Genomic DNA, 21,639 nt, shown 5'->3' on the forward strand with positions numbered 1-21,639 from the left:
TAGCCAAAGGAGGGAGTGGCATGCTGTACTTAAACGACCAGGATATCCAGGCGATAGGCCTTGAGTGGCCTGACCTTGTGGAGTCTGCAGAATCTGCGGTGCGCATTCTTGATTCCGGTGATTACGCACAGCCAGTTAAGCCTTATCTAAGGTATAACCATCCTCAAAACCGGATTATTGCAATGCCCGCGTATGTAGGAGGAGATGTGAATGCGGCCGGGATCAAGTGGATTTCCAGCTTCCCGGATAATATCGGAGCCGGTCTTCCCCGCGCGCATAGCGTCATCATATTGAATGATCCCCATACGGGCCAGCCTTCAGCCGTTCTGAACTCACCGCTGCCCAGCATCGTCAGGACAGCTTCCATCAGCGGGCTGATGATCCGTCACTTTATGCAGGCGCGGACGCTGGAAAAGATTCAGCTCGGCATTATCGGCTGGGGGCCAATTGGGCAGCATCATTTTCAAATGGCAATGGCTCTGTTCGGTGATCGAATTGAACGTATCCGCATCTTCGATCTAAGGGAAGCCGATCTGTCAGGAATTCCGCCCTGTTACAGGGACAGGATTGAAGTGGCAGAGACCTGGGCGGACGTCTATCTGAAGTCCAATATCTTCATCACCTGTACCGTATCCGATCACCGGTATATCGATCTTCCCCCTGCAAAAGGTTGTCTACTGCTGAATGTTTCTCTGCGTGATTATAAGCCGGAGGCGTTAGCTTCGGTGAAAGCTGTCATTGTCGACGATTGGGATGAAGTGTGCCGCGAGAATACAGACATCGAGCGGCTCCATCTGGAACAGGGGCTGACCCGTACCGGCACCCGTAAGATTGACGACGTCGTCTGCCGAAGCGGCCTGACTGAATTCGCCGAAGATGAGCCGGTCTTTTTCTGCCCAATGGGGATGGCTGTCTTCGATATTGCAACAGCGGTATATTATGTAAAGAAGGCCAGGAAAAAAGGGATTGGGACCGAGCTTGAGTAAGGTGTTTAACACAAACAGCGCGAGCCAATGGATACTGCACGCGCTGTTTGTGTTCTATTCTGTAAATAATCTTGCCACCGTAATAATATAGTTAACTTCTTTTTGAGGAAAGTTTTGTGAAATAGATATATTATCATTTACATTAACTTCTCGAATTGCTGGATAAACTGGACGACTATAAGAGTCGCTAGCAAAGCCTCCATAACTAGCCCCAAAAGAAACAAGTGGATGAATGTCAGCCTTACCCTTAGGAATACTCTTACCGGTTATGTTTGTTGCATTTATGGTGAGCTGAAATGTGTTATTGCTTTTATAAGTTATTGCATAGTCATTGATTCTAAATGCTCCATCTTCATTATTGCTGTACAGATCGTTCCCATCAAAATTTTTAAAGGGGTCCCCTACAAGTATTCGATCATCGTCCAAAGCCAGAATATTTGCCTTGTTATCCCAGTGGCTCTTTAATTCTGCTTGATCTAAAAAAATTCGTATTGGCAGAAACATAGCTCCGTTTTTTAGTACAGGTTTTGTATCCATCACAACAGTTTGTCCGTCCATCTGAGCATTTTTTGAATCTATAAAAAATACAAACTCATGATCTAGCCAGTGAAGCCGAGCTACTTTTGTCGAGTCAGAGTAAGAAATTCCCCCACCAAATAAATCTTCAAAAGTCCGCAAAGGTACCAATAACCGATTATTTTCATCAACGAACGGTGGGGCAGGTTTGGTGTATAAAACAAAAAACTTTCCAGCTTTTAGATAGACCTTAGATTTTACAGGTGGAGGAGCTGCTGACGCATGTCCAACCTCATTAAATGAAACTAAGAGCAAAGTACATAATAATACCGCAAAGAAACGCTTCACTATCCATCACCTCCATATTGTTTTATTTTATACTTATTAGACGTAGTTCTGCTTACTGGGTTGCAGCAGAACTATACTTTCTTCAGCTAGCCGATTATACTGAATTATAAAATTCACAATCTGAAATAGTTGAAAGGTGCTGCCCATGTTATCATTTTTGCTTACGCTTAAGCGTCTGGTGACCGGCTTATGGCGGGCGCTCAAGCTTAAGAATTTTCAGGCATTGCTCATATTGGTGGTCATCACGCTGACCTCCGGAACCATTTTTTATGTCAAAGAGGAAGGACTCTCTGTAATTGATGCGATCTATTTTTGCGTAGCCACGCTTAGTACAATCGGACATCCTACCTTTGTTCCGCAAACCACTTTAGGGAAAACTTTTACTATTGTCTACATCATCGTTGGCACCGGGTTATTCCTGGGGATGATCGGCTACATCGCTTATTTCTTGATCAAACAAACGGACAAGGAAAGTGATTGATCCGCAGGAAACAGAACAGAATAATTTCTTCTTAATTTATGAACTGTATGTGACGATAATAATTAAAACATTCACATTTAGGAGATGCATCATGGATAATTTGACCGCACTTGTATTGGCTGCGCCAATGATTAAGCAAATTCACGCACAGGATATTATGATTGGGATTACGGATAAGGAGATCTTTCATTACTACGCACCCAGTAAGGTGCTCGATTTTGGCCTGACCAAGGGAAGTCCTATTCCAGAGAATGACCCGTCGCTAGGAAACGCCCTTGCAGGACGTGCTACGACGAATCGTCTGTCTGCCGAGCTGTACGGTGCGACTGTAATCTCCTCGGCAGTGCCGATTTACGGGGATGAAGGGGAGATTATCGGGGCATTTGCGATTGCTTATACGCTTGAGAACGAAGACAAAATGGAACAGCTGACAGATAGTATCAACCAGATCAGTGGCCAATTGATGGATATGGTCCAGAACGTTGCCGCCCAGTCCGAGGAGCTGTCAGCTACGACGGCACAAATTCTGGAAAATTCGCGCAAGACGGTTGAGGAGTCCAAGCAGGTGAACAAAGTGGCCGGCTTTATCCGTGAAATCTCGGAACAGACGAATCTGCTTGGCCTGAACGCAGCGATTGAAGCGGCCCGAGTAGGGGAGCAGGGGGCAGGTTTCGGTGTAGTGGCTACTGAAGTGCGCAAGCTTTCCGTCAACACAAAGGAAGCGACGAAGACGATCGAAGATTCACTCAGCACTGTGCAGCAGTCCATTCTGCAGATGGAACAGGAAATTGAAGCCATTGCGGATTCTTCCTCTGCACAGGCCGAATTGGTCACCCAGTTCAGTGAGCTTATTGAGCGCCTGAATGAGACCAGCGGTGAGATGGAAAAGTTCATTTCATCCATTCTTCAATAAGCTCGGTAAAATTGGCTGCAACTGTAAAAGCTCCGCAAATGAGGACACTTATTTGTGGGGCTTTTTGCTATGAAGAAGTCCAAATGCCTTCAACTCCTGTTCCTGCAGAAGGTATTATTGACAATTACTTGTTAATAAATGAGCTATCTAGTTTAAGTATGTGACATAGCTGTATTTCATGGTGGCATGCACGCTGTGTTGCATCATGATGAAATAGGGGCATTTTCAGGTTTGACAACCTGTATATACAGGTGTACAATCCATCTTGTATATACAGGTTAAAGATAAGTGAGTTAAACCTATAATGGCTGGAAAAGGCTACATACAACTAGGGGGGGACAAATAAATGGCAAATACACCTGAACAACAATGGTGGCGGAAATCAACGGTGTATCAGGTCTATCCGAAAAGCTTCAAGGATACGACCGGGAGCGGAACAGGTAATATAAAAGGTTTGACCCGGAAGCTGGATTATTTGCAAGACCTGGGCATTGATATCGTTTGGCTGCAGCCGGTTTATGTATCCCCGCAAAATGATAACGGTTACGATGTCGCGGATTACCGGCAGATTGACCCGACATTCGGAACGATGGAGGACTTCGATGAGCTGATGCATGAGCTTAAGAAGCGCGGCATGCATCTGATGACGGATATTGTGGTCAACCATTCCTCTACAGAGCATCCCTGGTTTCAGGAAGCCCGCAAATCGAAGGACAATGCTTACCGCAATTATTATATCTGGAAAGATGCAGCACCGGACGGCGGTCCTCCCAACAACTGGCAGTCCAAGTTTGGCGGACCTGCATGGCAGTGGGAAGAGACAACGGGCCAGTATTTTTTGACACTGTTTGATAAGACACAGGCCGATCTGAACTGGGAGAACGAGCAAGTGCGGCAGGAAGTGGCCGACCTGATGATTTTTTGGGCGGAGAAGGGAGTCAGAGGATTCCGTATGGATGTTATCAACCTGATCTCTAAGGATCAGGGGTTTCCGGAGGATGACGGAAGTATTTCACCCGGCGACGGACGGCGTTACTATACGGACGGGCCTCGGGTGCATGAATACATCAAGGAGTTGTATGCCAAGGTCTTTGGTCCCTACAATCTTGTAACTGTAGGAGAGATGTCTTCAACTACACTGGAGCATTGCATCCGCTATTCTAATCCGGAGGAGAAGGAATTCTCCATGACCTTTAACTTCCACCACCTGAAAGTGGACTACCGGAATGGGCAGAAGTGGGAACTGAAGCCTTACGATTTCGAGGAATTGAAGCAGTTGTTCACGAAATGGCAGTCCGGTATGCAGCGGGGCGGGGGCTGGAACGCGCTCTTCTGGAACAACCATGATCAGCCGCGGGCTTTGTCCCGGTTTGCGGACGACGGAATCTACCGGGTGGAGAGTGCCAAGATGCTGGCGACGACGCTCCACGGGCTGCAGGGTACACCCTATGTGTACCAGGGTGAGGAGATCGGCATGGCAAATCCGAAATGGCTGGACATAAGTGAGTTCAATGATATCGAATCCACCAATATGTTCAAGATCCTGCAGGAAAGAGGCCTGTCAGCGGATGAAGCACTTGCCATCATCCGGGAACGCTCCCGCGATAATTCACGGACACCGATGCAGTGGGATGAGACAGCGAATGCCGGATTTACCAGCGGAACCCCATGGCTGAAGGTGGATGAGAGTTACAAGGAGATCAACGTTAGCGCACAGCTTGGAGATCCGGCTTCCATCCTGGCTCATTACCGTAAGCTGATCCGTCTGCGCAAGCAGGAAGAAGTGCTTACCAACGGACGTTATGTCCGGCTTGATGAGGCCCATCCTCAGATTTACGCGTATGCCCGGATTAACGAAACCGAAATACTGGTCGTCGTATCCAATTTCAGCGGTGAACATGTAGTATTTACTGCTGCCGAAGTGTTCTGGGAGACGGTCAAGGGCAAGGAAGCAGAACTGCTGATCGGAAACACCCCGCAGATTCCGGTATGGGGCCAGACGGTTGAGCTATCACCTTATGCATCCTACATGTGGATTATCCGATAACAGCACGAATATAACCTAACTAAATTAAGGAGTGAGAACATGGCGATTAACCGGCAAAACGTGGAGCAGATCGTACAGGCCATCGGCGGAAAAGACAATATCGAAGCAGCCACGCACTGTGTCACAAGGCTGAGATTTGCCTTGAAAGACGAGGGCAAGGTTGATACCTCTGCGCTGGAGCGGAATGATCTGGTGAAAGGGCATTTTTCTTCCCAAGGCCAATTTCAAGTGATTATCGGTCCGGGACTGGTGGACAAAGTATATGAAGAAATGATCGGTATTACCGGCGGAGCCCGTTCTTCGAAAGACGAGGTAAAGACGGCGGCCAGCAAACACCAGAATCCGCTGCAGCAGGCAATCAAGACACTGGCGGATATCTTTATTCCGATCCTCCCGGCCATTGTGATGGCAGGTCTGCTGCTCGGGATCAACAACATTCTGACGGGTCCCGGCATCTTTTTCGACGCACGTTCCCTGGTGGATGTGTATCCGCAGTGGAAGGACATCGCTTCGATTATCAATACGATTGCCAGTACGGCCTTTACCTTCCTGCCCGCACTTATTGGATGGTCGGCAGTAACCCGGTTCGGAGGCAGTCCGCTGCTGGGGATTGTGCTTGGTCTTATCCTTGTTCATCCTGATCTGCTCAGTGCTTACGGATATGCGGATGCCAAGCTGGAAGGTACGGTTCCAGTCTGGAATTTATTCGGCTGGGAAGTTAACAAGATCGGCTACCAGGGACAGGTGCTCCCGGTGCTGGTCTCCGCTTATCTGCTCGCCCGGCTGGAGCGCTGGCTTAACAAGCGGGTGCATGATTCCATCAAGCTGCTGGTCGTTGCACCGGTAGCGCTGCTGGTTACAGGATTTCTGGCGTTTACGGTTATCGGTCCGGTTACATTTATGATTGCCAACGCTATTACAACGGGGCTGGTCAATATCTTTGGCTCCTTCCCGGCGCTGGGAGGACTCATTTATGGGGGGCTGTACGCACTGCTGGTTATTACCGGCATGCACCATACGTTCCTTGCTGTTGATATTCAGCTGATCGGCTCCGAAGGAGGAACCTTCCTCTGGCCGATGCTGGCGTTGTCCAACATTGCACAGGGTGCAGCCGCACTCGGGATGCTGTTCGTGGCCAAGCAGGAGAAGACGAAAGGTCTGGCCGTGACCTCTTCCATTTCTGCCTTCCTGGGGGTTACAGAACCGGCGATCTTCGGGGTTAACATCCGTTATAAGTATCCGTTTATCTTCGGGATGATCGGTTCGGGTCTGGCGGGCATACTGCTGGCGCTCAATAATGTACTGGCATCCTCTATCGGGGTCGGCGGGATTCCCGGCTTCCTGTCCATCTTCCCGAAACAGTGGGGGATATTCTTTGTCGGCATGGCGATCGTATTAATCATTCCTTTCGGAGCTACCGTATTGTTCGGCAAGATCCGCGCCCGGGGAGGAGAAGAACCGGATAATAACGCAAAGGCGGATAACGTCCAGGCCACAACTCCGGTTTCCCTTCCTCCGATGATTCAAGAGAAGGATGGTACCAAGGAATCAGCAGCGAATGTTCTGGAAATCGTCTCGCCGGTGAGAGGACAGATTGTACCGCTGGAAGAAGTGCCGGACCCGGCCTTCGCTGAGCGGCAAATGGGTAAAGGAGTGGCGGTAAATCCGTCCGAAGGAAAAGTGTATGCTCCATTTGACGCTACGGTCGCCCATGTCATCAAGAGCAAACACGCGATGATTCTGGAGCATGCTACGGGAGTACAGATTCTGATTCATATCGGCATCAATACCGTTTCGATGAAGGGCAGCGGATTTACGGCTCATGCCGCCACTGGAGATCAAGTCAAGGCGGGTCAGCTGCTGCTTGAATTCGACAGGGATGTTATTACCGCAGCAGGATACCCGCTGACTTCACCGGTTATCGTGCCTGACGGGCAGGATATCATCGAACGGGTGGAGGAGCTGATCCCTAGTTCAAATCCTGTTCAGGGGCAGGCGGTTCCTGTTCTAAAGGTCTATCTTAAAGGTTAACAATCGTGGTACTATGGGCATGGTGATTAAGGATGAATAAGAATATATATCTTCATATTTATAATGATTATTCGGCCCGGATTCAGTCCGGGCAGCTCCCTGCCGGCAAGAAGCTGCCCTCGGAAAGCGAGCTTGCTGAAGCTTACGGAACTTCAAGGGAGACGGTACGCAAGGCTTTGCTTATGCTCTCTCAGAACGGCTATATCCATAAGATTAAGGGCAAAGGTTCCTTTGTACTCGATACCCAGCGGATGAACTTCCCTGTTTCCGGCTTGGTCAGCTTCAAGGAAGTGTCCAAGAACCTGGGACGTTCCGTACGTACCATTGTATATGAGAACGGCTGTGTACCCAGTACATCCGAGGAGGAACGGCGTCTTCAGATGAAGGAGCCGGGCCCGCTTTGGAAGGTAGTTCGTGCCCGGGAGATTGATGGGGAGAAGATCATCCTGGACAAGGATTATTTTCTAACCTCCTATGTACCGTCTCTCACTGCTGAAACCGCCGGGAATTCGATCTATGCGTATTTGGAAGGAGAACTTCATCTCACGATCAGCTACGCCAAAAAGGAGATCTCTGTGGAAGAAGCCACGCCGGAGGATAAGCTTTTGCTTGATTTGCACGATTATCAGCATATTGTCGTAGTCCGCAATTATGTGCATCTGGTGGACACTAAGCTGTTCCAGTATACCGAATCGCGGCACCGGCTGGATAAGTTTCAGTTCGTGGACTTTGCCCGGCGGGCTCAGAGCGAAAGCGATCTGTAGCATTAACGGATACCGTCCTTTTAAGGACGGTATCCGTTTCCACTTGGAAAAAATCGGGTGTGATTCCTCCGTCAAAGAGGGATTGCACCCGATTTTTTATATGAAGAAGGGAATCTGAATTATGATGGATAGACCTGAAAGTTGAGTAGAGGCTTAAAGCGGGTAGAATACGGAAGTGAATTGTTAATAGAAAGCGCATACAAAACATCAGTCCATTTTCTTGAACACAGCCCATAACAGCCCAATCAAGCATAAGCCTACAGCCAGGAGGACAAAGGGGAGCCACTGCGGACCGGCTGCGGCAGGTATATTTATTGAGGCCATTCGCGGGTTCACCCCCTTTCCGGGTAAAGATTGCAAGCTACTCTGTGGGGCCATAGACCAGTGAAATCTGATGCTCCTTGAAAAAATCAATCCATTCCTCCGAAGGCTTGCGGTCTGTCACAATGTAATCCACCTTGTCAAAGCTGAACAATTTGATGAAGGCAATACGGTCGAATTTAGAATAGTCCACAAGCAGGATCACCTTGCTCGCCTGCTGCTGCATCAGAACCTTAAGCTCGCTCTCTGCTTCATTGGAATCACTCAGCCCGCCTGTCATAGACAGAGCTTTGCAGCTGAACAAGGCGACGTCCACATTGTACTTCTGTAGAGTATAGGAGGCAGTGGGTCCGACAAAAGAGTTCGTCTCAGCACCCAGCACACCACCGGTAGAGATCAGCTTGTGGCCGGAATGCTGGAACTCGGACAGGACTACCAGTGAATTGGTGATCACCGTCAGATTTTGTTTAACATCGGTAATTTTCCTTAAGGCTTCAAAAGCGGTCGAACTGGTGTCTGTCATCAGGCTGTCGCCATCATTGATCAGTCCCAGCACGTTGTCGGCGATCATCCGCTTCTCATCAAGATGGACTGAATGCCGGAGGGAGTAAGCAGGGTCTTCATTAGTGTGAACATTCAGAACCGCTCCGCCATAGCTCTTCTTGGCAATTCCTTCTTTATCCAGCTTGTCGAGATCTCTTCTTATCGTTTCTTCGGAGACTCCGAAATCCTGTGCCAGATCAGCAACATGGACTTTCTTATAGCGGTGCAGCGTGTTGATAATATATTCCCGGCGTTCAAAAGCTCTCATGTAGTTCCTCCTGCATTAAAACATCTATATGGCTAGTGTACTACAATTCACTTCAGAAATAAAAGGATATTCCACATTTATTAGCGATTAACAAAATAAAATCCACAAAAAGTCACATTGAAGTGTGGTTTTTTGTTGACATTCCATTTCCCAGATTTTATGATGAAGCAGATGAAAGCGATTTATTTATAGTATAAACCCATTTACCTTTGAGGAGGTTGTTCAGTATGGCAGTAAAGTATCCGGCAATCGGCATTCGTCCAACGATCGACGGCAGAAGGCGCGGTGTTCGCGAATCGTTAGAGCTTCAGACTATGGGAATGGCACAACGGGTAGCTGATTTTTTGCAGGCGAATTTGCGTTATCCTGATGGATCGCCCGTGGAATGCGTCATTGCGGATTCTACCATTGGCGGGGTCAGTGAAGCCTCGGCTGCACGTTCGAAGTTCTCCGGAGCAAATGTGGGGGTATCCATTACAGTAACTCCTTGCTGGTGTTACGGCTCCGAAACGATGGATATGGATGCGGCAATTCCCCACGCGGTATGGGGGTTCAATGGCACGGAAAGACCCGGTGCCGTTTATCTAGCCGCAGTTCTGTCGGCGTACGCCCAGAAGGGAATTCCGGCCTTTGGGATCTACGGGGAGGATGTACAGGACTCCGGAAGTGAGGAGATTCCGGCCGATGTTCAGGCCAAGCTGCTCCGGTTTGCCAAATCGGCGTTGGCTGCTGCCATTATGAAGAGCCGCTCCTATTTATCCATGGGTTCCGTTTCCATGGGAATCGCCGGTTCCATCGTGAATGACCAGTTCTTCCAGGAGTATCTGGGCATGCGCAATGAATATATCGACATGTCCGAATTCGTGCGCCGCTTCGAAGAGGAAATCTATGATCCGGAGGAATTCGCGCGGGCCTTGAAATGGACCAGGGAGAACTGCCAGATAGGGCCTGACAACAACCCTGCCCATCTGCAGGTCAGCGAAGAAGAGAAGGAGAAGCAGTGGGAGACCTGTGTCAAGATGGCCCTGATCGGGCGTGACCTCATGATCGGCAATCCTGTGCTTGCGGAGCTTGGCTTTGAAGAAGAAGCGCAGGGACATAACGCTATTGCTGCAGGCTTTCAAGGGCAACGTCAGTGGACCGACCATTTCCCGAATGGCGACTTTATGGAGACGATCCTGAACTCCTCCTTTGACTGGAACGGCAAACGGGCACCTTATATTCTGGCTACCGAAAATGACAGTCTGAACGGCGTGACGATGCTGTTTAATTATCTGCTGACGAATACGGCGCAAATATTCGCTGATGTCCGCACGTACTGGAGTCCGGCAGCCGTGAAGCGTGTGACCGGCTACGAGCTGGAAGGCGCTGCTGCGAATGGCTTGCTTCATTTGATCAACTCCGGTTCGGCCGCGCTCGACGGAACCGGTCAGCAATCCCTCGAAGGCAAGCCGGCGATTAAGCCCTTCTGGGACATTACGGATGAAGAAGTGGCTGCTTCGCTTAAGGAGACCTTCTTCCGCCCTGCCTCGCAGGAATATTTCCGCGGCGGCGGTTTCTCTACCGACTACTTGACCAAAGGCGGTATGCCTGTCACGATGGCGCGGCTTAACCTCGTCAAAGGCTTGGGACCCGTTCTGCAGCTGGTGGAAGGATATACCGCCGAGCTCCCCGGAGAGGTTCACCGCCAGCTGGATGAACGTACCGATCCGACCTGGCCGACTACCTGGTTTGCTCCAATCCTTACCGGAACCGGCTCGTTCAAATCGGTCTATGATGTGATGAACAATTGGGGAGCCAATCATGGAGCCATCAGCTACGGCCATATTGGTGCCGATCTGATTACTCTTGCTTCAATATTGCGTATTCCAGTCAGTATGCATAATGTCGACGAATCACAGATTTTTAGACCGCGTGTGTGGTCGCTGTTTGGAACAGTCAGCCTGGAGGATGCCGATTACCGGGCATGCCGCAATTTCGGTCCGCTGTATCATTGACAGAACTTAGGCAGGTGGTTTCGATGAGCGAGTTCAAAAGAGTGCTGGCCGTGGATCTTGGAGCCAGCTCCGGCAGAGTGATTCTGGGAACTTATGACGGCAGCCGCATTATCACCGAGGAGCTTCACCGGTTTGCCAATACTCCGCTGCATATCGGCGGGGATTTACACTGGAACGTGCTGGAGCTGTTTCAGGAAATTAAGCAGGGTATCAGGCTGGCCTGCAGCAAATATGGGGCGCTGCTTAGTCTTAGTGTGGACACCTGGGGAGTGGATTACGGCGTGCTGGATCAGGACGGAATGCTGCTGTATCCGCCTCACCATTACAGAGATCAGCGGATGCAGGAATACCGCCTCAAGCTGGAAGAGCTGCTGCCGCCGGAGGAACAATTCCGCCTGACCGGCAACCAGCCGGACCCCATCAACACAGTGTATCAGCTGTTTGCTGATGTTCAGCGGAATCCTGAACTGCAGGCAAATGCTGGCCGTATCTTAATGATGCCGGATTTATTTCATTATTTATTATCAGGAACAGCCGCCGCCGAGAGGACGATCCTCAGCACCAGCGGCCTCATGAAGGCCGGCACGGCAGAACTCTCATCCGAGGTGTTCAGCAGACTGGGAATTCCTCCGGCGCTGATTGCCGAGAGGGTGGATGCCGGGACAGTTATCGGCTCCCTGCTACCCGGCCTCCGCAAGGAATTCGGAGGCAGTGCTCTGCAGATCATTGCCGGCGCTTCACATGATACAGCTTCAGCGGTTGCTTCTATTCCTTATCGTGACAAGGAGCATGCAGCATTTATTAGCTGCGGCACCTGGTCGCTGGTCGGGTTGGAAACGGAGCAGCCCGTGCTTACAGATCGCTGCTACCGTTACGGCTTTACCAATGAGAGCTGCTACGGCAAGGGCAACCGGCTGCTGAAGAATATTACGGGGCTTTGGCTGCTGCAGGAAACCCAGAGAGCCTGGGCGGAAGCCGGTGTGGCCCTTAGCTTCGGGGAAATGGTCGAGCTGGCCGAGAGCGAGCAGGCTGTGCAAGGTCTGATCAATCCGGGTGATCCGCTGTTCAGCACCCCGGGAGATATCCCCAGACGTATTGCGGAATATTGCCGCAGCACCGGACAGCCGGTGCCGGCTTCCAAAGGTGCAGTCGTCCGGCTCATTCTAGTGAGCCTCGCCGAGGCGTACCGCAAGGCGATCGCGGAGCTGGAGGAGCTCACCGGCACAACGATCCGTACCTTGCATATGGTTGGCGGCGGTATTCAGAACCGGCTGCTGTGCCAGCTGACGGCGGATGCGACCGGGAAAGAAGTGATCGCCGGTCCGGTCGAAGCAAGCGCGATCGGGAACGTTATCGTGCAGCTTACTGCACTCGGCTTGCTGGATTACAGCCGGGCGGGGGAAGTGGCCGCCGCTTCCGGAAGTCTTGCCGTGTACCGGCCTGTTCAAAAATGACTATACAAAGAGGAGAAATGACAATGGATGAAATGGAACGGAAATTACGACTGCAGATTTGCGACATTGGAAGAAACCTGTTTAATAAAGATTATATTGCCGCCAATGACGGCAATATTTCAGCAAGGTTGAACGAACACGAAGTATTGGCCACCCCTACCGGTGTAAGTAAAGGATATCTGGAGCCGGATATTCTGGTGAAAGTTAATCTTCAGGGTGAAATTCTGGAGGCACAGGAAGGCTACAGCCCTTCGACAGAGGTGAAAATGCATCTGCGGATCTACCGGGAGCTTCCCGGCATCCATGGTGTCGTTCACGCCCATCCGCCATTTGCCACCGCCTTTGCCATCAAGGGAGAAGCACTGGATAAGATGATGATGCCGGAATCGGTCATTGCCATGGGCGAGATTCCTCTGGCCCCGTACGGTACGCCCTCCACTGAGGAGGTTCCTGATTCGATTATGCCCTTCCTCGGCAAGAAATCCGCTGTGCTGCTGGAAAGCCACGGGGCCTTGTCCTGGGGGAAGGATGTAATGGCGGCTTACATGAATATGGAGAGATTGGAGTATACAGCGAAGCTCACTTTCCTGACCCGCATGATCCAAGGGGAGCGTGAACTGCCGGCAGACCGTATCGAGCAACTGGTGGCACTTAGATCATTTTACGGAATGTAAAGGAGATTATAGGATGCTCAAAAAGATTCCCAAGCTGCTGTCCCCTGAGCTCGTGCGGATTATGATGGAAATGGGCCATGGGGATGAGCTGGTGCTGGCGGATGCGAATTTTCCGGGACATGCGCTGCATCCCCGGGTGACAAGATGCGATGGCATAGGAATCCCCCAGCTGCTGGCCGCTATTCTGGAGCTGTTTCCGCTGGATCATTATGCCGGGCATCAGGCCGTTCTGATGGATGTGGTGCAAGGTGATCCTACCGTTCCTGTGATCTGGGACACTTATAAAGAGATTATTAGGGATGTTGATCCGCAAGCGGTGATTGGTTACGAGGAACGCTTCCACTTCTATGAACGGTCCAAATCCGCTTATGCGATTGTAGTAACCGGTGAAGAAGCTCTGTATGGCAATCTCCTTCTTAAAAAAGGCGTTATTGAAGGGTGAAAGTAGAATTACAGGCATTTTTAATTTTTTTGTAATATACTTGAGTGTTGCGAAATCGACTTGAATGTCTTGAAAAAGACAGAGCTGTAGAGGGTTACCATAGGAATGGGGCATCTCCTTTATCTGGAAATTGTGGTCTGGTAAACGACAATTTCTCCAACAAGGCTGGATGTCCTTCTTCTGTCTGCCTATTCGATAAAAGTTCTAACCGTTGCCGCGAATACTCAGCGCCCCCTCGTTAGCCCTCTGCTTATATAACTTAAAATATAAAATATCCCAAATTTGTTTTAATCGTTCCCAAATGGGTTATATATCTCCTGTGCTTTGTAATGGGTAATTTTGGATTACACACCATAACCCTCATTAAGACAACCCAGACAGGAGAGGACGTTAGTGAAAGTGAAACAATTGGCAATGATTATGCTCATTATGTGTATGATTCTAACAGGCTGCATGGGGGGCGGCAAGGAAGCCGGTCCAGCGCCTTCACCCGCACCGACGGCCAGTCCGGCTGCAGAAACGAAGAAACCTTCAGGGAACCCTCCGCCGGACGCTTCGCAGACGGTGTATAATCTGAAGCAGAAATACGATAATGACAACAATCCGGGCATCATGCCTATGTATAATGTTGAGCAGGATATGGAATTTATCTTCAGATTCAATACGGATCTTGGCTCAGAGGCAATTGGCAAGACGCTGTCCGTACATACCGATATCAAGGCACTGCCGGAGAGCAAGGTAGGGACCCTTGAAGACTCACAGCTTGTAGGTGGCAAAAGCGTATACTCCATCAAGCCGCTCGGCTTCGGCGTACTCCCTTCCGATTCCTTGCGCGAAGCCGGAGGCAGCTCCTGGGGGAACGCCCCCGTGTACTACATCCGGCTCAACTATGACCTGGATGCCAAATCGCCTACTCCGCTGAAGCAGCCGATTATCATTCCGTTTACGGTGAAATCGGATCTGCCCACACCGACTCTGGATGCCGACATCAGCCCTGACGGCAGACTGACTCTCGTATGGAATGAGGTGCCGGGCGCAGAGAGCTACAATATTTACAGCGCTTCGCATATCACGATGGAGAATACCAATGAGGCGCTGAACGGGGCGGAGCAAGGATATGCGAATCAGCGTCCGCTGAAGATTGCGACGGTGCCCGGCACTTCTTATAACGACTTCATGAAGGACGGGCGCGGTGCACTCGGCATTGTGGATGAGACCATCACCAGCCTTCAGAACAACAATGTGCAAGGTGAATATTATGTCACCGCTGTTCAGGGAGGCAAAGAGTCCAGATTCAGCCGCTCGGTGGATACCGTGTCGCTGTCCAGGCTGCTGCCGCGCACCGTAGCTTCCGAGGATAATATCAACCTGAAATTGTTCAAGAACGCTGCCGAACTGCCCAAGACTGTACCTGTCCAGTTCATTGACGGCTCCAAAGCCTCGGGGACTGTGATATATGACACGGATTCCATCACGATTCAGCAGTCCGGTCCAACCGATGTGCCATACTCCATTCAAGGTACAGCGCTCAAGGGGTACGTACAGGTTACGCAGTTGACGGATGCCGATATTGCAGGTCTTGCAGCCGCCCGGAGCAAAGGGGCCAATCAAGGGTATGTGGAGCCGGAGAATAATACGGAGTATGTGCCTGCCCCTGATGTTCCGACCATCATTGACAACGACAATGCGGGCGAATCCGGCGATAATGCCATTGACCGGCAGAAGGAAAATACCCGCAGCAAGGTAGATGAGGGGAACAAGCAGGCCGTGCCTGCCTCAACGATCCGGGCGGACCTGATTCATGCCGATTCTGCGCTGGAAGAGTATCTTGCCTTGTCACTGATCAGCGGAAAGACCGAAATTTCGCTTCTGGCCTTCCCGGAGGCGCAGAATGCACGAACCCTGGTCGATGTAGTGGAAAAAGTAGTCTATCAGAACCCGCTCATTCTTGGATTCCGCAGCTACGGCTACGATTATCAGAACCTGACGCTGCATGTGGAGTACGATGATTCAGCCGAGGTCATTGCGTCCAAACAGCGTGAGATCCTCTCAGAGGCAGATAAAGTGATCGCCGCCACACTCAAGGACGGTATGAGCGCCGATGAGAAGCAGATGGCGCTCTACGATTATCTGAATGACAATACCGCCTATGACGATGCCGCGCTGGAGAATGCCAAGGAGCAGCAGTTCAAGAGTGTGGATGCCAAATTCAATGATTCCTTCAGTACCTACGGCATTCTGGTCAAAAAAGTTGGCGTATGTATGAGCTATGCACACACCTTCCAGTTGCTCGCTGACCTGTCCCAGGTCCCTTCGATGGTGGTCACAGGAACCATGAGCGGCGTGAATCACGCCTGGAACAAAGTGAAAATCGGCGCGGAATGGGTCAATGTCGATCCGACCAATAATGCTACCAATAGCGGACTTCCCTATCTGCTCTACAATTCCAGCGATGCCACTGCCACAGATGTAGAGTATGTGATGGACAAGGCTTACTGGCTGGACCATGAGCTGTCCCTGTTCCAGGCCACCAGCAATGCCTATGATTATTATGTGACGCAAGGGCTTGAGGTGGATTCCCTGGAAGCGTACAAGACCAAATTGGCCGAACAGTTGAAGAATGGGGAGACCCTGGTGGTCCTGCGCGTTCTGGCCGATACAGACAGTTCAGAGCTGATGCAGAAGACCGCCGAGGTCATCAAGCAATATGATGCAACCAAGCTGGACAAAGCGGGTATGGTTGAATTCGGAAGCTACGTGGCGGTTCAGCTGTAAGCCTGGCCCCTATAGAAATGCCAAAAGGTAAGCTCCTGCAGCGGAGCTTACCTTTTGACTTTCCAGAAGAAACAAAATGCAGTCTGGGCTATGAACTTAGCTCCAAAAATATTGCATCCGCTTATACCCGGCATCCCATACTTTTTGGTTCCCCTCAATGGTGATCTTCAGCTCGTTCCCCGGCTCGAGAGGGATCTTGAATATCGACGGGAATAGATCAGGATCACTCCGCTGATCTTCTCCAGAGCCGGTCATTATCTCTTTTCCATCGAGGGTAACACGGATGCTTCCCGAATAATCGGTTGGTTCAGGAATTCCGTTATAGGACGAGAATATCGTCTCCCCCTCAGACGTATACGTGAACGTTCTAGAATCTACGCCTTCAGCGCCATACATATTATACAAGGGCTTTACAGTTTGACCGCTTATTTGAAAGCCGTCCTCCGGCTTGTATCCAGCGGATAAATTCCCCGAACTGTCCGTCCATTCATTGATCGCCACAAACGGGCCTTCTACTTTGGTTGTCGCTTTATCTATCGCCCCGCTTAATCCCCCTACGGCTGTTTTAGGCAGAGAGTCGAAGCAATTTTAGAATGTCGAAAAGAGGCTTCTTTTCCAGGGCTTACTGATAATTAGTAGTTTGTGATTATTCGCTGCGCAGCGCCGTTACCGGATTCTTCTTGGCGGCAAGCTTGGCCGGAATGAATCCGCCGAGCATGGTGAGCACCACGTTAATGAGGATCAGCAGCAAGGCATGCAGCGGATTTAATTGGGCGACATTGGAAAGATCCGTGAGCGACTTAATAATAATGTTCGCCGGGATGGTCAGCAGATAGGTAATTCCTATCGCCAGAACCCCGGAAAAGGCACCGATGATAAAGGTTTCTGCGTTGAAGACACGTGTGATATCTTTTTTGCGTGCGCCTAATGCGCGTAGCACCCCGATCTCCTTAGTCCGCTCCAGTACAGAAATATAGGTGATAATTGCGATCATAATCATGGAAACGACGAGCGAGATCGAAGCAAAGGCAATCAGCACAAGCGTTATGGCATTCATAATCCCGCCGGTCAGGCCGGTAACGATGGCCGCCATGTCCGTGTATACGATCATATCACTCTCAGGCAGGTCTTCATTCCATTTGTCCAGATACTTCACGATGGCTTCCTTGGAATCAAAATCCTTCGGATAGATGGAGATCGAAGCCGGGATGCTTGTAGCACCCAGAGCAGCCAGAACATCTTCTTTCACAGGAGCCGTATTACTGCCTGCGCCACCTGGCATCATGGGTGCACCAGGCATCATGTCTGTCTGAGCAGAGGTTTTCGGAAACACATCGCCGGTCAGAAGGTTAACGGTATCTTCCTGCTCCTGGGCCTTTACCACCTTGGAAGCCTGTGCGGAGGTAATGAAGCGGAGCGCCAGGTCGTCGGAATAGGCGATACCGGCAGCCATAGTGGACATCGGAGAATCCTTCTGCGCCCGGATAATTCCTGCAATACGAAGTGGAATGGCATCCGTGCTGTTATACATATCGCTTAAGTTGGCAGCCGTTCCATTAACCACGAAATGGTCACCGGATTTTACATAGTACAGATCGTTCGGGATCAGCTTAAACTCTTGGCCGACAATATCGTCAAATTTGATGCTGTCCGCAGTATAATCCAGGCCGAGTGCTTCCACCGAAGCAACATTCAGCTGGTTGTATTCATCCACGATCAGCACAAGGTCGGTATCCTTGGACGGAAACGAACCGGCGAGCAGATCATAATAGTTCTCCAGATAACTTCCGGGAGCACCGCCGGCCTTGCTTGGGAATGAGGAGAAGTAGCTTGTATTGATGGCAGTTGCCGTTTTACCATCAGACTTTAGAATGTTCATATTCACTTTACGGGCATAAGAGATGCCGTCGATCAGGGACGGATCAATCTGCTTCACAAAGTCCAGATATTTTCCGGTCAGAACATTGGTGTGCATAATGGTATTGGCACTTGGATCGTATGGATAGATTTCCTGCGAGTCGCTGTACTCCTCCTTGCTGGTTGCTGCATCATCTGCCGCAGTTTCCGAGCGGTCAAAGCTCATCGCAGACTGGCTGATCGACACCGGGAAATTAGAGAGCGCACCCGCCTCATAGTTGTTGATTTGTTTATTGAAGCCGTTGGAGAGCGCCAGGATTAAGGCAATCCCGATGATACCGATACTGGAGGCGAAAGCGGTTAAGGTCGTTCTCCATTTTTTGGTCATGATGTTTTTAAAGGACAATTTGAGCGCTGTGGAGAAACCCATTGCTGTCTTTTTCAGCTTGTAGTCAGAGCTTACTTTCTGGTCGGGAAGCGGATCGGTGTCAGAAATGATTTTACCGTCTCTGAATTCCACAGTCCGGTCTGTGTACTTCCGGGCCAGTTCCGGGTTATGCGTAACCATAACGACCAGCTTATCCTTGGCGATTTCCTTGATCAGCTCCATAATCTGTTCACTTGTCTGGGTATCCAACGCTCCTGTAGGTTCGTCGGCAAGAATAATGTCGGGGTCATTGGCGAGCGCCCGGGCGATGGCTACACGCTGCATTTGACCGCCGGACAGCTGGTTCGGCTTCTTGTGCAGATGATCCTTAAGGCCAACCTTCTCCAGCACCTCTTTTGCCTTGTGCCGTTTCTCGGCTGCGGGGACACCGCTGAGGGTCATGCCCAGCTCGACATTGTCCATAATACTCAGATGCGCAATCAGATTATAGCTTTGAAAGATGAAGCCGACGCTATTATTACGGTAAGCATCCCAATCGCTGTCCTGAAAGTTCTGTGTGGATTTACCGTTAATGATCAAGTCTCCGCTGTCATATTGATCCAGCCCGCCGATGATGTTCAGGCAGGTGGTTTTACCCGAGCCGCTGGGACCCAGGATGGCGACAAATTCATTTTCCCGTAAATTGAGGCTGACCTTATCGAGCGCTACCTGTGTGAAATCTCCTGTCGTGTAGCTCTTGCTGATGTTTTTTAGCTGCAGCATATCTGTAAACCTTCCTTTCAAATAAAGCAATAAAAGTTGAACAATAGAACTACCTAGAGGCAAAAGCAGCGGAGGGGAAGTTTGGAACTGTAGGAACGGTAGTGTCCGCCTTTGTCTTCGGATTTCTACCGCCAATAGCGGTTAAAATCAAGAAATCTGAAGACAACAGCGGCCGGAAGTCCAAACATTCACCGCAGTTGCGTTCTATGCCAGCTTGGTAAATCTAAAGTTCGACATGTATAGCTTGATGATTGCTGACAGCATATCATACGAATATGAACTGAACATCAACTGAACATCAACTGGCTTCCGGCTACAGGGAAAGACTATAATTTATTCAAAGGCTAAAGAATGCAGGTGATTTCATGATTACTATACTTGTTGTGGAAGATAATGAGACGTTGCGCCAGCTGATCTGTACGGTGCTTGGGAAACATGGCTACAGGGTGCTTGCAGCAGAGGATGGCCAGAGTGCGCTGGATATTTTGGAAGCGGAATATATTGATTTGATTATTTCTGATATTATGATGCCTCAAGTGGACGGTTACGAGCTGATTGAGCATTTGAGGCAATCCAATAACAATCTGCCTGTGCTGATCATTACTGCCAAAGACAGCTTTCAGGACAAGCAAAAAGGGTTCCTTGTCGGCACGGACGATTATATGGTGAAGCCGATTGATATTAATGAGATGGTCCTGCGGGTGGGGGCTTTGCTGCGCCGGGCGCAGATTGTTAATGAACGCAAGCTGACTGTGGGCGAGGTGACCCTTGATTATGATTCTGTAACGGTCTACAGGGATGGGGAGAGTACGGTTCTCCCGCAGAAAGAATTTTTCCTGCTATATAAGCTGATTGCTTATCCAAACAAAATATTTACCAGGCAGCAGCTGATGGATGAAATCTGGGGGATGGACACAGAGACAGATGCCCGGACAGTGGATGTGCATATCAACCGGCTGCGGGAACGTTTCAGGGAATATACGGAGTTTGAGATTGTAACGGTCCGGGGACTCGGGTATAAGGCGGTGAAGCATATATGAAAAAGAGGTTCAGCAATTTATGGTTTGCCTTTGTGATGCTGGTATTTATGATCATGCTGTCTTCTGCGGTCTTTATGATGACTATTATATTCATTATAAAGAGGTTCACAATCATCGAGCCGGGCCAATTCCACGCCTTCGGATTTCTGGCAGCGGTACTGCTTACGGGGATCCTTACTGGAACGCTTATCACTGCCGTCATCGGGCAAAAAATATTGCTTCCCATCAGCAGACTGAGAGAAGCAACTAAGGAAGTCGCCAAAGGCAACTTTAATGTTCAGTTGTATGAGAATATTAAGATTGAAGAATTCCGGGAGATGGCCAAGGATTTCAATAAGATGGTTCAAGAGCTCCAAGGGATTGAAACACTAAGGACCGATTTTGTCACGAATGTATCCCATGAGTTCAAGACGCCTATCACAGCCATTGAGGGTTATGCTGCCCTGTTGCAGAATTTGGATCTTCCGGCGGAGGAAAGAGAGGAATACGCGGGCAAGATCATTAGCAGCACCAAGCAATTATCCATGCTGACCAATAATATTCTGAAGCTGTCGAAGCTGGAGAACCAGGAAATCATCATTGAAAAAACAGAGTTCAGTCTGGATGAGCAGATCCGCCAGGCGCTTCTTCTCCTGGAGCCGCAGTGGAGCGGCAAACAGCTGGATCTGGAGATTCAGTTGGCGGAGACTGGCTTCTACGGCAGCGAAGAGCTGCTGATGCAGGTATGGATTAACATTCTGGGGAATGCGGTAAAGTTCTCAAGAGAATACGGGAACCTGTCCGTCACCTTGACCGAATCCCCCCAGAACGTGAGTGTTGAAATTACCGATACCGGAATCGGCATGACCCCGGAGGTGCAGCGGCATATCTTTGAAAAGTTCTACCAGGGCGATAAAGCACGGGCTTCTTACGGGAACGGGCTCGGACTGCCTTTGGCCAAACGGATTGTCGACCTGTGCGGGGGACGGATTGTTGTGAGCAGTAGGCCCGGCCAAGGCTCGACATTCCTCATTGAATTGCCAAGAGGATAAA

The 21,639-nt window shown here is 50.0% G+C and carries 17 protein-coding genes; 13 read left to right on the plus strand and 4 right to left on the minus strand.

Translation table 11 applies throughout. The annotated features are described in order from the left end of the window. Positions 1-20: 20 nt before the first annotated feature. The gene (locus tag NSS79_RS12700; RefSeq protein WP_342439616.1) at positions 21-986 is read left to right on the plus strand and encodes a 2,3-diaminopropionate biosynthesis protein SbnB; all 966 of its coding nucleotides are present in this window, start codon (positions 21-23) and stop codon (positions 984-986) included. 54 nt (positions 987-1,040) lie between these two features. On the opposite strand, the gene NSS79_RS12705 is transcribed toward NSS79_RS12700, so the two are convergent. After that, positions 1,041-1,850 (minus strand): copper amine oxidase N-terminal domain-containing protein, encoded by an 810-nt coding sequence (locus tag NSS79_RS12705; protein ID WP_342439617.1) that lies wholly within the window; start codon positions 1,848-1,850, stop codon positions 1,041-1,043. 145 nt (positions 1,851-1,995) lie between these two features. Here NSS79_RS12705 and NSS79_RS12710 point away from each other — a divergent pair, with 145 nt between their 5' ends. From NSS79_RS12710 to treR, 5 genes are all read left to right on the plus strand, one after another. Further along, on the plus strand, positions 1,996-2,331 hold the full coding sequence (locus tag NSS79_RS12710) for a potassium channel family protein (protein ID WP_342439618.1): 336 nt from the start codon (positions 1,996-1,998) through the stop codon (positions 2,329-2,331). Between the two features lie 91 nt (positions 2,332-2,422). Then, positions 2,423-3,244, plus strand: a complete 822-nt coding sequence (locus NSS79_RS12715) for a methyl-accepting chemotaxis protein (RefSeq protein WP_342439619.1) — start codon at positions 2,423-2,425, stop codon at positions 3,242-3,244. Between the two features lie 346 nt (positions 3,245-3,590). After that, complete coding sequence (treC, locus tag NSS79_RS12720; protein WP_342439620.1) at positions 3,591-5,291, plus strand: alpha,alpha-phosphotrehalase; 1,701 nt, start codon at positions 3,591-3,593, stop codon at positions 5,289-5,291. 39 nt (positions 5,292-5,330) lie between these two features. Beyond that, positions 5,331-7,322 (plus strand): PTS system trehalose-specific EIIBC component, encoded by a 1,992-nt coding sequence (gene treP / locus NSS79_RS12725; protein WP_342439621.1) that lies wholly within the window; start codon positions 5,331-5,333, stop codon positions 7,320-7,322. Between the two features lie 32 nt (positions 7,323-7,354). Continuing rightward, the gene (gene treR, locus NSS79_RS12730; protein WP_076114387.1) at positions 7,355-8,086 is read left to right on the plus strand and encodes a trehalose operon repressor; all 732 of its coding nucleotides are present in this window, start codon (positions 7,355-7,357) and stop codon (positions 8,084-8,086) included. 361 nt (positions 8,087-8,447) lie between these two features. Here the strand turns inward: treR and NSS79_RS12735 are convergent, their stop codons facing one another. Beyond that, positions 8,448-9,218, minus strand: coding sequence for a DeoR/GlpR family DNA-binding transcription regulator (locus NSS79_RS12735; protein WP_342439622.1), 771 nt, complete (start codon positions 9,216-9,218; stop codon positions 8,448-8,450). Between the two features lie 227 nt (positions 9,219-9,445). On the opposite strand from NSS79_RS12735, the gene NSS79_RS12740 reads away from it, so the two are divergent. From NSS79_RS12740 to NSS79_RS12760, 5 genes are all read left to right on the plus strand, one after another. Further along, on the plus strand, positions 9,446-11,215 hold the full coding sequence (locus tag NSS79_RS12740) for an L-fucose isomerase (RefSeq protein ID WP_342439623.1): 1,770 nt from the start codon (positions 9,446-9,448) through the stop codon (positions 11,213-11,215). Positions 11,216-11,238: 23 nt separating this feature from the next. Next, positions 11,239-12,669, plus strand: a complete 1,431-nt coding sequence (locus tag NSS79_RS12745) for a rhamnulokinase family protein (protein WP_342439624.1) — start codon at positions 11,239-11,241, stop codon at positions 12,667-12,669. A 23-nt stretch (positions 12,670-12,692) separates the two neighbouring features. Next, a complete protein-coding gene (locus NSS79_RS12750; RefSeq protein ID WP_342439625.1) occupies positions 12,693-13,343 on the plus strand; it encodes a class II aldolase/adducin family protein in 651 nt (216 codons plus the stop codon). 13 nt (positions 13,344-13,356) lie between these two features. Then, positions 13,357-13,785: an L-fucose mutarotase gene (fucU, locus tag NSS79_RS12755; protein ID WP_340899054.1), complete on the plus strand. Its 429-nt coding sequence runs from the start codon at positions 13,357-13,359 to the stop codon at positions 13,783-13,785. Positions 13,786-14,178: 393 nt separating this feature from the next. Beyond that, positions 14,179-16,560 (plus strand): transglutaminase-like domain-containing protein, encoded by a 2,382-nt coding sequence (locus tag NSS79_RS12760; protein WP_342439626.1) that lies wholly within the window; start codon positions 14,179-14,181, stop codon positions 16,558-16,560. Between the two features lie 96 nt (positions 16,561-16,656). Here the strand turns inward: NSS79_RS12760 and NSS79_RS12765 are convergent, their stop codons facing one another. Next, positions 16,657-17,061 (minus strand): hypothetical protein, encoded by a 405-nt coding sequence (locus NSS79_RS12765; protein ID WP_342439627.1) that lies wholly within the window; start codon positions 17,059-17,061, stop codon positions 16,657-16,659. A gap of 145 nt (positions 17,062-17,206) precedes the next feature. Continuing rightward, positions 17,207-19,567, minus strand: a complete 2,361-nt coding sequence (locus NSS79_RS12770) for an ABC transporter ATP-binding protein/permease (protein WP_340899051.1) — start codon at positions 19,565-19,567, stop codon at positions 17,207-17,209. 365 nt (positions 19,568-19,932) lie between these two features. Between NSS79_RS12770 and NSS79_RS12775 the strand changes: the two genes are divergently transcribed. Together NSS79_RS12775 and NSS79_RS12780 are read left to right on the plus strand one after the other, a co-directional pair. Beyond that, the gene (locus NSS79_RS12775; protein WP_342439628.1) at positions 19,933-20,607 is read left to right on the plus strand and encodes a response regulator transcription factor; all 675 of its coding nucleotides are present in this window, start codon (positions 19,933-19,935) and stop codon (positions 20,605-20,607) included. Further along, complete coding sequence (locus NSS79_RS12780) at positions 20,604-21,638, plus strand: HAMP domain-containing sensor histidine kinase (protein ID WP_342439629.1); 1,035 nt, start codon at positions 20,604-20,606, stop codon at positions 21,636-21,638. Before NSS79_RS12775 ends, NSS79_RS12780 begins: the two co-directional genes overlap by 4 nt. The last annotated feature ends 1 nt before the right edge of the window (position 21,639 follow it).

The organism is Paenibacillus sp. FSL L8-0436, assembly GCF_038593025.1.
Taxonomy (GTDB): Bacteria; Bacillota; Bacilli; order Paenibacillales; family Paenibacillaceae; genus Paenibacillus_AQ.

Excerpts from the sequence above, each read along its gene's own strand:
- NSS79_RS12750 (WP_342439625.1), top strand. The coding sequence starts at position 12,693 with ATGGATGAAATGGAACGGAAATTACGACTGCAGATTTGCGACATTGGA.
- NSS79_RS12735 (WP_342439622.1), bottom strand. The coding sequence starts at position 9,218 with ATGAGAGCTTTTGAACGCCGGGAATATATTATCAACACGCTGCACCGC.
- NSS79_RS12745 (WP_342439624.1), top strand. The coding sequence starts at position 11,239 with ATGAGCGAGTTCAAAAGAGTGCTGGCCGTGGATCTTGGAGCCAGCTCC.
- treR (WP_076114387.1), top strand. The coding sequence starts at position 7,355 with ATGAATAAGAATATATATCTTCATATTTATAATGATTATTCGGCCCGG.
- NSS79_RS12740 (WP_342439623.1), top strand. The coding sequence starts at position 9,446 with ATGGCAGTAAAGTATCCGGCAATCGGCATTCGTCCAACGATCGACGGC.
- NSS79_RS12710 (WP_342439618.1), top strand. The coding sequence starts at position 1,996 with ATGTTATCATTTTTGCTTACGCTTAAGCGTCTGGTGACCGGCTTATGG.
- NSS79_RS12715 (WP_342439619.1), top strand. The coding sequence starts at position 2,423 with ATGGATAATTTGACCGCACTTGTATTGGCTGCGCCAATGATTAAGCAA.
- NSS79_RS12700 (WP_342439616.1), top strand. The coding sequence starts at position 21 with ATGCTGTACTTAAACGACCAGGATATCCAGGCGATAGGCCTTGAGTGG.
- NSS79_RS12775 (WP_342439628.1), top strand. The coding sequence starts at position 19,933 with ATGATTACTATACTTGTTGTGGAAGATAATGAGACGTTGCGCCAGCTG.
- fucU (WP_340899054.1), top strand. The coding sequence starts at position 13,357 with ATGCTCAAAAAGATTCCCAAGCTGCTGTCCCCTGAGCTCGTGCGGATT.
- NSS79_RS12770 (WP_340899051.1), bottom strand. The coding sequence starts at position 19,567 with ATGCTGCAGCTAAAAAACATCAGCAAGAGCTACACGACAGGAGATTTC.
- treP (WP_342439621.1), top strand. The coding sequence starts at position 5,331 with ATGGCGATTAACCGGCAAAACGTGGAGCAGATCGTACAGGCCATCGGC.
- NSS79_RS12780 (WP_342439629.1), top strand. The coding sequence starts at position 20,604 with ATGAAAAAGAGGTTCAGCAATTTATGGTTTGCCTTTGTGATGCTGGTA.
- treC (WP_342439620.1), top strand. The coding sequence starts at position 3,591 with ATGGCAAATACACCTGAACAACAATGGTGGCGGAAATCAACGGTGTAT.